Annotated in this window: 16 protein-coding genes; 5 read left to right on the top strand and 11 right to left on the bottom strand. The window is 63.7% G+C overall.

The features are described 5' to 3' along the window. Positions 1-295: 295 nt before the first annotated feature. Positions 296-724: a CoA-binding protein gene (locus J3364_RS12425; RefSeq protein WP_349558654.1), complete on the bottom strand. Its 429-nt coding sequence runs from the start codon at positions 722-724 to the stop codon at positions 296-298. A 162-nt stretch (positions 725-886) separates the two neighbouring features. On the opposite strand from J3364_RS12425, the gene J3364_RS12420 reads away from it, so the two are divergent. Next, positions 887-1,612, top strand: a complete 726-nt coding sequence (locus J3364_RS12420; RefSeq protein WP_349558653.1) for an MBL fold metallo-hydrolase — start codon at positions 887-889, stop codon at positions 1,610-1,612. A 51-nt stretch (positions 1,613-1,663) separates the two neighbouring features. Next, positions 1,664-2,209 (top strand): 2-amino-4-hydroxy-6-hydroxymethyldihydropteridine diphosphokinase, encoded by a 546-nt coding sequence (folK, locus tag J3364_RS12415; RefSeq protein WP_349558652.1) that lies wholly within the window; start codon positions 1,664-1,666, stop codon positions 2,207-2,209. Here the strand turns inward: folK and J3364_RS12410 are convergent. The 3 genes from J3364_RS12410 to J3364_RS12400 all read right to left on the bottom strand — a co-directional run bounded on the left by J3364_RS12410 (position 2,093) and on the right by J3364_RS12400 (position 3,734). After that, on the bottom strand, positions 2,093-2,815 hold the full coding sequence (locus J3364_RS12410) for an SDR family NAD(P)-dependent oxidoreductase (RefSeq protein WP_349558651.1): 723 nt from the start codon (positions 2,813-2,815) through the stop codon (positions 2,093-2,095). The two genes, folK and J3364_RS12410, sit on opposite strands and share 117 nt — an antisense overlap. 17 nt (positions 2,816-2,832) lie before the next feature. Beyond that, positions 2,833-3,396 (bottom strand): GTP cyclohydrolase I FolE, encoded by a 564-nt coding sequence (gene folE / locus J3364_RS12405; protein WP_349558650.1) that lies wholly within the window; start codon positions 3,394-3,396, stop codon positions 2,833-2,835. 149 nt (positions 3,397-3,545) lie between these two features. Next, a complete protein-coding gene (locus tag J3364_RS12400; protein ID WP_349558649.1) occupies positions 3,546-3,734 on the bottom strand; it encodes a hypothetical protein in 189 nt (62 codons plus the stop codon). A gap of 353 nt (positions 3,735-4,087) precedes the next feature. On the opposite strand from J3364_RS12400, the gene J3364_RS12395 reads away from it, so the two are divergent. Continuing rightward, entirely contained in the window at positions 4,088-4,999 is a 912-nt protein-coding gene (locus J3364_RS12395) for an alpha/beta fold hydrolase (protein ID WP_349558648.1), read from the top strand. A gap of 36 nt (positions 5,000-5,035) precedes the next feature. Here J3364_RS12395 and J3364_RS12390 read toward each other — a convergent pair whose 3' ends face one another. Continuing rightward, on the bottom strand, positions 5,036-6,124 hold the full coding sequence (locus tag J3364_RS12390) for a GGDEF domain-containing protein (RefSeq protein ID WP_349558647.1): 1,089 nt from the start codon (positions 6,122-6,124) through the stop codon (positions 5,036-5,038). Between the two features lie 114 nt (positions 6,125-6,238). After that, positions 6,239-6,880: a TetR/AcrR family transcriptional regulator gene (locus tag J3364_RS12385; RefSeq protein WP_349558646.1), complete on the bottom strand. Its 642-nt coding sequence runs from the start codon at positions 6,878-6,880 to the stop codon at positions 6,239-6,241. 166 nt (positions 6,881-7,046) lie between these two features. Here J3364_RS12385 and J3364_RS12380 point away from each other — a divergent pair, with 166 nt between their 5' ends. Next, entirely contained in the window at positions 7,047-8,126 is a 1,080-nt protein-coding gene (locus J3364_RS12380; RefSeq protein ID WP_349558645.1) for a patatin-like phospholipase family protein, read from the top strand. A 55-nt stretch (positions 8,127-8,181) separates the two neighbouring features. Continuing rightward, complete coding sequence (locus J3364_RS12375; RefSeq protein WP_349558644.1) at positions 8,182-8,427, top strand: CDGSH iron-sulfur domain-containing protein; 246 nt, start codon at positions 8,182-8,184, stop codon at positions 8,425-8,427. Between the two features lie 4 nt (positions 8,428-8,431). On the opposite strand, the gene J3364_RS12370 is transcribed toward J3364_RS12375, so the two are convergent. The 5 genes from J3364_RS12370 to J3364_RS12350 all read right to left on the bottom strand — a co-directional run bounded on the left by J3364_RS12370 (position 8,432) and on the right by J3364_RS12350 (position 12,732). Continuing rightward, positions 8,432-9,886, bottom strand: a complete 1,455-nt coding sequence (locus tag J3364_RS12370) for a PAS domain S-box protein (RefSeq protein ID WP_349558643.1) — start codon at positions 9,884-9,886, stop codon at positions 8,432-8,434. A gap of 236 nt (positions 9,887-10,122) precedes the next feature. Continuing rightward, positions 10,123-10,938 (bottom strand): zinc ABC transporter permease subunit ZnuB, encoded by an 816-nt coding sequence (znuB, locus tag J3364_RS12365; protein ID WP_349558642.1) that lies wholly within the window; start codon positions 10,936-10,938, stop codon positions 10,123-10,125. Continuing rightward, positions 10,925-11,698, bottom strand: a complete 774-nt coding sequence (znuC, locus tag J3364_RS12360; RefSeq protein WP_349558641.1) for a zinc ABC transporter ATP-binding protein ZnuC — start codon at positions 11,696-11,698, stop codon at positions 10,925-10,927. Before znuC ends, znuB begins: the two co-directional genes overlap by 14 nt. Beyond that, positions 11,691-12,182, bottom strand: a complete 492-nt coding sequence (locus tag J3364_RS12355; protein WP_203142164.1) for a Fur family transcriptional regulator — start codon at positions 12,180-12,182, stop codon at positions 11,691-11,693. Before J3364_RS12355 ends, znuC begins: the two co-directional genes overlap by 8 nt. A gap of 85 nt (positions 12,183-12,267) precedes the next feature. Then, positions 12,268-12,732 carry a chemotaxis protein CheW gene (locus J3364_RS12350; protein ID WP_349558640.1) on the bottom strand — a complete coding sequence of 155 codons (465 nt, stop codon included), beginning with the start codon at positions 12,730-12,732 and terminating at the stop codon, positions 12,268-12,270. Positions 12,733-12,736: the final 4 nt, after the last annotated feature.

Here is a 12,736-nt window from a genome sequence, read left to right as displayed (position 1 = left end):
CGCAATCTTGGCGAAGGATACCAGTTGATCGACCATGATGCACCTCCGTTGTGGGTGCGCCGGGGCGGTATTCCTCGCCTGCCGCCGGCGAAGACGGATCGGGGCGTCGGGGAGACACTGAGTGATTGTCTCCGGGACCGGTTACCTTTAGCTTCTCGCAAGAATAAGACCGTTTGATGAAAAAGTGGTCAGCAACGATCGGGTTGGCGGACGAACTTCAGGTCCTGCCTCAACCAGCCGTGAAGCGCGGGTGTAAAAAAACGCAACGGTTTGGGTCGGAAAGTGACAACGTGCCTCACGGTGTGGCCAATGGCACACCCAGCCGCGGAATTTCCTGTTTGGGGCAGCGATCCATGACCACCTGCAGGCCGGCGGATTCGGCCCGGACAGCGGCCTCCTCGTCGATGACGCCGATCTGCATCCAGATGACATCGACGTCGCCCCGGCGCAGGGCCTCGTCCACCACGGCGCCGACCCGATGACTGGCGAGGAACAGGTCGACCATATCGATTTTTCCGGGGATCGCCGTGACGTTCGGATAGACGTGTTCACCCAGCAGGGTGCCGCCCGCCAGACGCGGATTGACCGGAATCACCCGGTAGCCGCGGCCCTGCAGGAAGGCCATGACGGTATGGCTGTCGCGATGGGGTTTTTCGCTGGCACCGACCAGGGCGATGGTGCGGACGGACTCAAGGATCTTGCGAAGCTGCTCAGGCGTGGCCATAGGGTTTCCGGTTCCAAGTGCTGGCTTAAAGGGCTATGGTTGCCGGTGCCCGGGCGACCGGCGGTTCGGCATTCGGGAGCCGCTGATGAACTCCTGAGCGATTCTGGCCCAAGACGTGGCCTCTGGACAAGCCACCACCCTGTAATGGATGAAGGACGATCAATGGCAGTACTCACCATGACCGGCGTCGGCCATTCCGAGGCCATCGCGCACTGGAACAACAATGCGATGATCACCGCCGGCGGGCGCCGCTTGCTGATCGATGCCGGCTACACCATCAAGTTTGCCCTGCGCGACCTGGGGCTGGACCTGAGTCAGGTGGACGGCGTCTTCATTACCCACGTGCATGCCGATCACTGCTTCGGCCTGGAGCGCCTGGCCTACGAATGCCGTTTCCGTTACGGCTTCAGGCCCCGGTTGTACCTGCCGCCGGGCGTCTACGAGGAGCTCTGGGACCAGACGCTGAAGGGCGTGATGGGTCAGGTGGGTGAAGGGCCGGCCACACTGGACGATTATTTCGAGGTGATCCGACTGAACGGCGCGTTTGAATTCGAGGGCGTGCAGCTGGAGTATTTCCAGAATAACCACACGCCCAACAAACCGTCCTATGGTCTGTTCATCAACCGCCGCTTGCTGTTCAGTGGCGATACCCGGCCGATTGTGGAGGCGGTGACCCGGCGCGATCCCGAGATCATCCTGCACGACTGCACACTGGCAGAGTGGAACCCGGTTCATGCCAGCCTGGCGGAGCTGGAGGTCAGCTATCCCGCCGCGTTGCGTGAGCGCATGTACCTGATGAGTTATGAGGATCACTACCGTGAATTCGAAACCCGGGTGGCCTCGAATTTCGCCGGCTACGCCCGCCAGGGACAGACGTTTGAGCTGTAACGGCAATCGATCCGCCCGGGATCAGCGTATGAAACAGCGTTTGTGACGGAAATGACTGAGGTAACCATGTGGTACCTGTGTGGCCTGGGCAGCAATATCCGCCCGGAACAGAACCTGCCGCGGGCGCTGGACCTTCTCGTCCAGAAAACCGGCTGTCTGCGAATCAGCCCGGTGGTGGCCACTCGCCCCCAGGGAATCGACAGTGACCGGGGCTTTCTCAATGCGCTGGTGGTGTTGCCATCGCCGCTGGCCCCGACCGAGCTGAAAGCCTGGTTCAACGGCGTGGAAGAGTCATTGGGGCGGGACCGGAGCGATCCGGCCTCGAGCCTCAAAGATCGCACCATCGATATCGACATTCTCGAGACCCGTGCCGACGGGCTGCCTGACGGGCGCAGCGTTCAGGAGCCCTATTTCCGGGCCCTGCTGGCGGATCGGGTGGATCCTGCCGACTGCCGGACGCTCCGACTGGGTGAGCTGGCGCTAGGCCAGGCGACGGCCACCATCTACTGGGATCATCGCACCGGTCATGAAATCGTTGTCGATCAGGGCCATGGCCTGCTTGACGACGCTCTCGAAACCGCCTTCCCGGGCCAGTAACGTTTCGTCCAGGACCTCCTGCTTCTCATCGTCGGTGTGCCGCGGCAGGAAGCGGATCGGCCCCGGCATGATGGCGTTGACCCGCACCGCCGGCGCCAGCGATTTGGCGTAGCTCAGGGTCAGGTTGGCCAGCGCTGCCTTGGTGGCGCAGTAGGCGGCGTAACGCGGGTTGGGGTTCTCGGCAAAGATATCGGTAATGTTGATCACCACCGGCAGCGGGGCGCGCTCGCTGCTGGAGGCTGTCATCGTCTCGGTCAGCCCTTCGATCAGCTGCATCGGCGCCACGGCGTTGACCCGGTAGAGCCGCTCGGCCAGCTCGGTCAGCGCAGCCGGGTCTTGCGGGTTTTCCTCGAACTGGGAGGCGTTGTTGATCAGCACCCGCAGGGGCGTGGTGTGGCGGATCCGCTCGATGGCCTGCTGCACGCTGGTGTGGTCGGCCAGGTCGGTCTGGATCACCGAAGCGCCCCGCTCGCGCAATTCTTCCACCTCGTCGGTGGCGGTACGATAGAGGGCGAACACCTGATAGTCGCGGGCCAGCAGGGCCTTGCTCAGTTCATATCCAAGGCGGCGTCCGGCGCCGGTGACGACTGCAGCGGGTAAAGTCATGATCGATCCGGTTCCTCTCAGTGGTTAATCAGTTGCAGGAATTCCGTCCGGGTGGCCTGGGATTTGCGAAAGCTGCCCAGCATGACGGAGGTCTTCATCCGCGAATTCTGCTTCTCCACGCCACGCATCATCATGCACATGTGCTGGGCTTCAATCACCACGCCGACGCCCTGGGCGCCGGTCACCGACTCGATCGCCTCGGCGATCTGACGGGTCAGGTTTTCCTGGATCTGAAGGCGGCGGGCATACATGTCGACGATGCGGGCGAGTTTGGACAGGCCCAGTACCCGGCCCTGGGGAATGTAGGCAATGTGGCACTTGCCGATGAACGGCAGCAGGTGATGCTCGCAGAGGCTGTAGAGCTCGATGTCCTGGACCACGACCATTTCGTCCATGTCGGATTCAAAGGTGGCGTCGTTGACGACGCTGGCAAGATCCTGCCGGTAGCCCCGGGTCAGGAATGCCATGGCCTTGGCGGCCCGCTCAGGCGTCTTGGCCAGCCCTTCCCGGGCCGTGTCTTCGCCGAGGGCCTGCATGATCTGTTCGTAGTGTTTGGCGATGGTGTCGGTGGTGTCAGTCATTCCGCGTGTCTCTGGGGGAAAGGCTTCAGGCACGTACGTTGTGCCGGGGTAACCGGATGAGTGCCAAGCAATTTTGATTGGCTAATCTCAAAAGATTAAGTCATTTCCGGCCTGAAGCCCAAATTCCCTGCGGATGACCGCCGGGCGGGTCACTCGGTGTCGCTCGTCTCCTTGCCAAGGGCGGTGCTGATGGCATCGGCCTCGGCGGCAAGCACGCGATACAGCAGGCTGTCGCTGCGTCGCCCGGAGCGTTGCAGCTGCTGCTGTTTCAGATGATAGAGGCGGTTGAGACGGCTGTCGTCCCGCCGGGTCTGGTTGACTGGTTCGATGGTACGCATGGCAAAACCTCACACGGTTTGCGCGACGCCCGGAAAGCCGGGTGGGCGCCTTTGACGGCCCTTGCTGTCATGATCGTGATATGGGGGCACGTCGTTTCAACTTCCACAGTCATATACGAAGCAGATTCCGTACCAGTTGATCAAAAAATACCCGGCCGACCGGGTGACTGTGATGCGATGCCTGAAATGACCTGTCCTGCAGTGCTTCCCGAAGAGGGAATGCGCTAGTCTAATAAGCCGGGACGGGAAGGCTCCGACCCAACCGGACGAAGGTGTAAAGTATTCTTTACAGGTGGCCGGGCATTCCGGGTTCAGAACTGACGCGCCAGGGCAGCGGGGACAAAAAAGGGCATATGGAACGTGTAGTTTCTCTGGATGTACCGACCGACAACAACCACGCCGGTATTCCGGTGCATCGCTGGCAGCAGGCGGGTAAGTGGTTCGCCTACGGTGAACACGCCATCTTCAGCCGCATGGAGGGCCGTGGTGAGGTTATCCTGTTGCTGCACGGCTTCCCGACCGCGTCCTGGGACTGGAACCGTCTCTGGCCCTACCTGACCCAGTCCCATCGTGTATTGGTGGCTGACATGCTGGGCTTCGGGTTTTCCGACAAGCCGGTGGACTACCCCTACAGCCTGATCGACCAGGCGGACCTGCAACAGGGTTGGCTGGAGGCTATGGGCGTCGAGCGAGTCCACCTGCTGGCCCACGATTACGGTTGCAGCGTGGCGCAGGAACTGCTGGCCCGGGAGCAGGAGGGCCAGCTGCCGTTCTCGATTGCCAGCGCCTGCTTCCTCAACGGGGCGCTGTTTCCGGAAGTGCATCAGCCGATCCTGATCCAGAAGCTGTTGGTGGGCCCCCTGGGCGGACTGATCAGCCGGGGTTTCACCCGTGGGGTGTTCGACCACAACTTCTCCAAGCTGTTCGGCCACCACACCCGCCCCAACCGCAGCGAGCTGAACAGTTTTTGGCAGTTGCTGCTCTACAACAATGGGCGCGGCATCCTGCACCGGCTGATCCACTACATGGACGAACGCCGCTGCCACCGCAACCGCTGGGTGGGCGCGCTGGTCAATGCGCGACAACCCCTGCGGCTGATTTCGGGCACCGACGATCCGGTGTCCGGCGTGGCCATGGCGGATCGCTACCGGCAACTGATCAAGCAGCCCGATGTCATCGCGCTGGATGGGGTGGGGCACTATCCCCACTATGAGAATCCGGTGCAGGTGTTTGAAGCGGTGCGGGATTTCCTGGCCCGGGCTTAGGTTTCCAGAGACCGCGCGTCGGGTTGAGTGCCCGATTCAGACGCTCGATACCGGCATGTCGCCGCTGGCCCCCTGCTCCGAGCCGCGCAGAATCATGACCCGGTTACGGCCCGCCTCTTTCGCGGTATAGAGTGCCTGGTCGGCCCGGTTGAGCCAGGTGGACCAGGTTTCGCCCTTGATCAGTTCGGTGACGCCAGCGCTGGCGGTCACCTGGATGTCCTTGCTGAACGGTGCCACGCTGAGGGTATCCAGCAGCTGCCGCGCGAGCTCTTCGGCCGCTTTCTGCCGGGTTTCCGGCAACACCACCATGAACTCCTCACCGCCGATCCGGAACAGCATGTCGGTGTCCCGCAGACGTCGTCGCAGGCGCATGGCGGCTTCCTGCAGCACCGTGTCGCCGGTGGCATGGCCCCAACGGTCGTTGATCGTCTTGAAATGATCCAGATCCACCAGGATCAGGCTCGCGACCCGCTCATAGCGTTCACGCAGCTGGATCTGGCTGTTCAGCACATCGGCCATCTGGGAGCGGTTGAGACAACCGGTGAGAGGGTCAGTCGTGGCCAGGTCCGTCAGTTCACTTTGCATGCGTCCCACCAGCCAGGCAAAAACAGCGACGAAGACCGCCGTCAGACTCAGTGAGCTGGTGATGCGCCAGAATTCAGGGGTGGGAAAGCGCTCGAACGACACCCCGGCCAGGATGATGATAAAAAGCGCGTTGAGGATCAGCGCTTCGCGCAGGGACAGCAGGAAGAACATCGCGGCAATGGCCGGATAGCCCCAGAACAGGCCGTTATGCCCGTTGATGATCGTCGAGTAGACGGTGCAGGCAATGGCAAACAGGGCGAAGAAGCGACCCTTGAAGAGATAGCGACCGCGCAGGCGCAGGTAGAGGATCACCGCCACCAGGTTCAGGCAGAAGATCGCCAGCAGCAGGCTCAGCAACGGATGATGTTCGGACCACTGGACCAGCACCAGCGGCGCCACGGCCACCAGGGTCCAGAAGTGGACGTGATAGACAATCTGGCGCTGGAAGCCCAGGATCGTTTCCGTCGGGTTGGTGGCTGTGTATTTCAGGGCTAACCGCTTGGCCACACTGCGCTCCTGCAGGTTGCGGGACCGATCCATCGTTCAGACGCCCGCGGTTTTTATGGACGTTAGGGACACTTATAGCAGGAATCTGGCGAAGCGAAAGTCATCGGGCCCGGCCGCTACGACCGCCAGGTGGACTGGACGGGCTTCTCATCCGTTGGAGGGTGGGGCGGCCAACCCGCCTTCAATGAAGTCCAGGAAGTAATTGAACAGGGTGAGGTCGTCGGGGCGGATGTTGCCGAACGGCGTGTGGGACAGCATATCGATCTCCGCGGCGCCGTGGATCAGGCTGACGAAGGTGAACGCCAGACGGATACGCAGGACATCCCGGGGAATGGCCGGCAGCGCCCGGCACAGCTGGGCCTCGATGCGCTCCACATCGGGCCGGAAGTGGGTGTTCAGCAGTTCGACAATGTCCGGTGTGTTGTCCGCGTGCAGGTGGGCCATGAAGCGCAGTGCGGACGGCCCCCAGTCCGGTGCCAGGGTCAGGGACAGGTAAGGCGTGGTCACGGCCCGGACCACGTCGCGCAGTGTCGGCGCGGGGGCGTCCTCGACGCCCCGGAACCCGCTTTCGAACTGTGGCCGGGTGTGATCGGTAATAAAGGTGATCACCGCCTCCAGCAGGCCCTGGCGGCTGCCGAAATGATAATGGGCGGCCGCGGAATTGCGGGTGCCGGATTCCGCGCTGATGGTCCGCAGTGACACCCCGTCCAGCCCGTGCCGGGCATACAGGTCGAGGGCGGTCAGGATGATCTTCTTGCGGGTTGCTTCGCCGTGATTCGCGCGCGCCATGGAGGGGGTTCCGGATAAATTCCCGGGCAGTATAGCGCAGTGGCCGGACCAGATCAGGCCCCGTCCGCAGCGGAGTGCCCTGGGATGCCGTTGCGAAACAGGCTTTTGCTGTAGGAGCGGGTCCGTTAGACTCCCGCTCAGCTTCGTCGCTGTATAGGAAATTGTCATGTCCACCGTTTCGCCAGACCCATCCGTCCTGACCATCCGTGCGGGACGCCGGGCTTACGCCCGCATCCAGGAGCACGGCCTGCGTCCGGAAGACGTGCACGTGGTTCCCGGTGCCGCCGGTGGTCCCAAGGCGCTGGGCATCTGTGGCCTGGATCAGGCGATCTTTGGCGAGTGGCTGCCACGGACGCCGCAGGTGCGATCACTGATCGGCGCCTCGATTGGCAGCTGGCGGTTTGCGGCCATTTCCTCCGGCGACCCGGTTAGCCAACTGGCCCGACTGTCGGATCTGTACACCCGCCAGCGTTTTCCCAAGGGCGTCAGCATGGCCGAGGTGACGCGCCGCAGCATGGTGTTCCTGGAAGAGCTACTGGGTGGACGGGAAGACGCCATCCTCAACCACCCGGACTACCGCCTCAACATCGTGGTGGTGCGCAGCCGCGGCATGCTCCAGCACGACACCCGCGGCCGGCTGGCCCTGGGACTGATGGCAGCGATCAGCGCCAACATGGTCAGCCGCAAGCACCTGGGCCGCTTTATGGAGCGCGGTATCCTGCACGATCCCCGTGAGCGCGCCCCGCTGGGCGACCTGATCGACTTCCAGAGTCATCAGGTGCCGCTGACCCGGGACAACCTGATGGCGGCCCTGCTGGCATCGGCGTCGATTCCCATGGTGATGTCCGGGGTGGCCGGAATCGCCGGCGCGCCGGAAGGCATGTACCGCGACGGCGGCCTGCTCGACTATCATCTTGACCTGCCTTACGAGCAGCCCGGCGTGGTGCTCTATCCCCACTTCACCGACCGCATCATTCCCGGCTGGTTCGACAAGTCATTGCCCTGGCGTCGGGGCGATCATACACGCCTGCAGGACGTGGTCCTGGTGGCCCCGTCCCGTGACTACCTGGCCCAACTGCCGGACCGCAAACTGCCCGACCGGAAGGATTTCGAGCGTTACCTGGGCAACGACGACGGACGGGAACAGGCCTGGCGGCAGGCCATCGGGGAAAGCGAGCGCCTGGGCGAAGCCTTTCTCGATCTGGTGGACAGTGGCCGGGTGGCCGAGGCGGTCCAGCCGCTCTGATCGTTTCAGGCGTCTATACTGGGGAAACGACATCCTTGGCCTGGAGGTGACCGCCATGTCTGACGATGCGCCCCGTGTGGCTCGATCCAGTCCTTATGCGATTCCGGTAGAAGCCGGCAAATCCTATTTCTGGTGCGCCTGCGGTCGCAGCGCGGACCAGCCCTTCTGCGACGGCTCCCATAAGGCGACCCAGCTGCGACCCGTGAAATACACCGCCGAGCGGGACGAGTGGGTCTGGTTCTGTGGCTGCAAGCAGACCGGTGATGCGCCGTTCTGCGACGGCACCCACAAGACCCTGTGACGGGTCAGCCTGTGGAGATGTCTTCCTCCGGCTGACCCGGTCTGGCCTGGATGGACAGGCGGAAGCCGGCGCAGCCGGTGAGGGTATCCACCACCGGCTTCAGCCGCAGAGTCACCGGTATGCCAATGCTGTCGTTGTTCTGCAGCAACAGATCCATGCGCACCAGCCGTCGTTGCTGGCGAGAAGCGGTCAGCCCCTGTTTGAAGCGCTCACGGTCTTCCGGCATGACGTAGTTGCTGAAGGGATGATGCTCCAGCTCCGCCGGCGGGCGGCCCAGGAAGTCCACGGCCAGCGCTGAGATGAAGCCGATGCGGCCTTCCTCGTCCATTTCCGCGATGCAGCTGCCGGCGATTTCCACCAGGTCGCGGCTGCGCTGTTCGCTGTTCTGTAACGCCTGTTTCAGGGCGTGCTTCTCGATCCGGTTGTTCTCCAAAGCCTGACTCTCGATATCCAGCGCCCGGGTCACGAAGGCGTGGTCCCGACGATCCCGCGCCAGCCGCAGGCACAGCAGCCAGACCAGGATGGCGGCGGCCAGCGACGCGGCGGCACCCACCAGCCACACGATCTGGCTGATCCGCTCCACCGGCGCGCCCATGTAATGCTTGTCGGGAATGGTGGTGAGGATCCACTCCCGGTCCGCCAGGCTGATGGCCGAGCGCAGGGCCCAGGCCATGCGCGGCTGTTCCAGTCGATCAGTGGCAAACAGCGGTGTCTTCAGGTGCTGGTCCAGATCGAACACCGTCACCTGCAGGGCCGGACTCATCTGTGCGGGCAGGGCCTCCTTGAGCAACTGGTCGGGGGAAAACGTCAGGCTCACCAGGGAGCCGTCCTCCAGCGCCCGGAACAGGCGTACGCCGACCTGGCTGCTGCCGTTACGCTGGATGCGGGTCTGGGCTGTGGCGGAGACCTTGTCGTGCTGCAGGGCGGTTTCTATCGGCTGGCGCCAATGCGGCACGGAGGGGGCCACCAGGCCGAGGATGGCGCTGGGCGGGTGGCGGTCGGCCACCTGGATCACCACCTGGTAGCTGGGTTGATGCGGCGCAACGCGGGTGATGCCACTCTCCTGCCATTCCCCCAGGGTGATGTACTGGCCACCGATATCGCTCAGGTTGCGCTCCACCACGCGGCGTTCGTCGTCGGAGATGGTGATGATACGGTCCAGGTCGATCACGTCCGGCAAACGCCGCAGGACGGCTTCGGTCTGGTACTGGAAGATGCGGCTGTGGTCGCTGTGTCCCGACAGCGTCCGGGCCAGCACGTCGAGGGTCTGGATGCGGACGTTGATGGCCTGCTGCACCAGGTCGGTGAAATGGGCGTGCTGGCTTTCGAGCAAGCTTCGGGTCTGTTTGTCCAGGCTCTTGCTGGTCCAATGGTCCACCGTGCCGGTACACAGAATGCCGACGACAAGGACCACCAGTGGCAGCCAGATGTGCATGCCCCGTCCTGCAGGCCTTTCCATGGGTGCTCTCCCTTGCCTGATGAGGTAACGACCCCGATAGCCGGATGGCTGTGTTCGTCCGTGATGTCGTCCGGTGTGGGGTGTCGGGGTCCCCGCAGATTCCTTGCAGGGACCCCTTAACTTTAGGTGGGCCGGGGCGTTGGCGTCCAGTGTCGCTACCGGGTACGTCGCCGGAATGTGGTTGCTTTGGCGGTTAGCGGCGACGAACCGGGCGGATCTGTCGCCGGAACAGTCGGTTATCCGTGACGCTGCTCGCGGACCAGTCCGTAGACCAATAGGAACAGCAGGAAGGCCGATACCACGATGGACGGCCCCGCCGGACTGTCGAGGAACCAGGACATGGACAGGCCGCCACCCACAGCGATCACGCCGCTGACGATGGCCAGGCCCACCATCCGCTCCGGGCTGCTGGCCAGGCGCCGGGCAGTGGCAGCGGGAATGATCAGCAACGCGGTGATCAGCAACACGCCGACGATCTTCATCGCCACCGCAATCACCAGCGAGAACATCAGCATCAGGCCCAGGCGCAACCGTTCCACCGGCAGACCCTCGGCCTTGGCCAGTTCCTCATGGATGGTGCTCATCAGCAGACCGCGCCAGAGCCAGGCCAGCAGGGCCAGCACAACGGCGGCGCCGCCGTAGATCCAGGCCACATCGGTGCGGCTGATGGCCAGCAGGTCGCCGAACAGGTAGCCGGTCAGGTCCAGCCGCACGTCCGGCATGAAGCTCAGGGTCACCAGGCCGATGGCCAGGGCACTGTGGGCGAGGATGCCCAGCAGCGTGTCCGTGGCCAGGCTGCGATTGCGGGACAGCACCACCAGCAGCAGCGCCAGCCCGATGCAGACCACCGCGATGCCCAGGCTGAGCTGGATCTGCAGCAGCGTGCCCAGGGCCACGCCCAGCAGGGCCGAGTGGGCCAGGGTGTCGCCGAAGTAGGCCATCCGCCGCCACACCACGAAGCAGCCCAGTGGACCGGCCACCAGCGCCACACCCAGGCCGCCGATCAGCGCGCGCCAGAAGAAATCGTCGAGCAGGGCATCAATGAGAGGCATGGTGGTGACCGATCTCCGTTGGCGCGTTGTCCACCACATCGCCATGAAGGTTGTGGTCATGATTGTGGTGGTGATGGTAGATGGCGACGCTGTCCGCTACATGACGGCCGAACAGCTCCACGAACGCGGGATCGTGAGAGATCTGCTCCGGATAGCCGCTGCAGCAGACGTGCTGGTTCAGGCACAGCACCTTGTCGGTGGCCGCCATCACCAGGTGCAGGTCGTGGGAAATCATGATGACGCCGCAGTGGAGGCTGTCCCGCAGCTCGCGGATCAGTTCGTACAGCTCGGCCTGACCGTTGACGTCGACCCCCTGGGCCGGCTCGTCCAGCACCAGCAGGTCAGGCTGGCGGACCAGCGCCCGGGCGATCAACACGCGCTGGGTTTCGCCGCCGGACAAGTGATGAATGGACGATTCGTAGAGATGATGGACCGCGGTCCGCTCCAGGGCCGCCAGGCAATCAGCGGGCGCGGCCCCGGTCAGCGCCATGAAGCGCTTCACCGTCAAGGGCAGCGTCGGCTGGAAATGGATGTGCTGGGGCACATACCCCAGACGCAGACCCGGTGTGCGTCGGATGCGGCCGCCGCTGATGGCCTGCAGACCCAGAATGGCCTTGATCAGCGTGGTTTTGCCGGCGCCATTGGGGCCGATGACGGTAATGATATCGCCGCGGCTGACGGTCAATTGCACGTGATCGACGATGTTCTGGCCGCCCAGGCGCACACTGACATCGTCCAGCGTGACCAGCGCCTCACTCATGGCCGCCCTCCTGCTGGCAGGCGGGACACAGTCCGGCAATTTCCAGGGTAGTGTCTTCGGCCGCGAACCCTTCATCCTGCGCCGCTTGGTCCACCGCTTCGGCAACGTGCGGCGCCGACAGCTCCAGGACGTTGCGACAGGCCCGGCAGATCAGGAAAAACCCGGTATGGCGATGCCCCGCGTGGGCGCAGCCGACGAACGCGTTCAGGGACGCGATCCGGTGCACCAGCCCGTGCTGCTGGAGAAAGTCGAGGGCTCGATAGACGGTGGGCGGCGCGGCGTTGTGACCGTCCTGGGCCAGCGCGCCGAGCAGGTCGTAGGCGCCGAGCGGTTTATGGGATTGCCAGATCAGTTCCAGCACCCGCTCGCGGGTCGGGGTCAGGCGGGCCTTGGCGTCGTTGCAGATGCGATGGGCATCGGCCAGGGCCTGATCCACACAGGCCCGGTGGTTGTGCGGGCGGTAGGGCAGCGGTGTCTGTGACATGGTGCGTCCGATCGGTCAATGGATGAAATATTATAACATCGCATTGCCCGGTCGGACGAGGTCCGTATCGACCGCAGCGCCTGGTTCAGGCTGCGAAGGATTTGGCGGCGAGGGATTCCAGGTATTCGAGATTGGGGATATAGGCCGTGTGACCTTCGACGTCCACCACCATCAGGTCCGCCGGACCGGTGTCGCCATACACCTGCTGAATCTCGGGCTCGGCCAGCTTGGTCTGGCTGGGAATCCCCTGGGTCACCATGGCCAGGAACGGCATCGCCTGGTGACTGTCGCTGATGGTATTGAGTACCGCAATCCGTCCGCGGGCGCCATCCGGGCGGGCTCCCTGGCCCCCGTTGGCCGCGTCGTAGGAGATGACCGGCAGGCGCAGGCCGCGCCAGTTGAGGTAGCCGATCAGCCACTCGGGGCCGCCATCGGCCGCTTCCGGCTCGGCATAGTCGACGATTTCGGCGATGGAAACGTTGGGCAGCAGCAGCTGCCGATCCGTCACCGGAATCAGTACGCAGGGAAGGACTTGGGAATTGTCGGCCATGGTG

It is taken from the genome of Marinobacter sp. NFXS9, assembly GCF_040148665.1.
In the GTDB taxonomy this organism is placed as follows: domain Bacteria; phylum Pseudomonadota; class Gammaproteobacteria; order Pseudomonadales; family Oleiphilaceae; genus Marinobacter_A; species Marinobacter_A mangrovi.
Note: the sequence above shows the minus strand (reverse complement) of the source record. Positions and strands in the feature narration are given on the sequence as shown.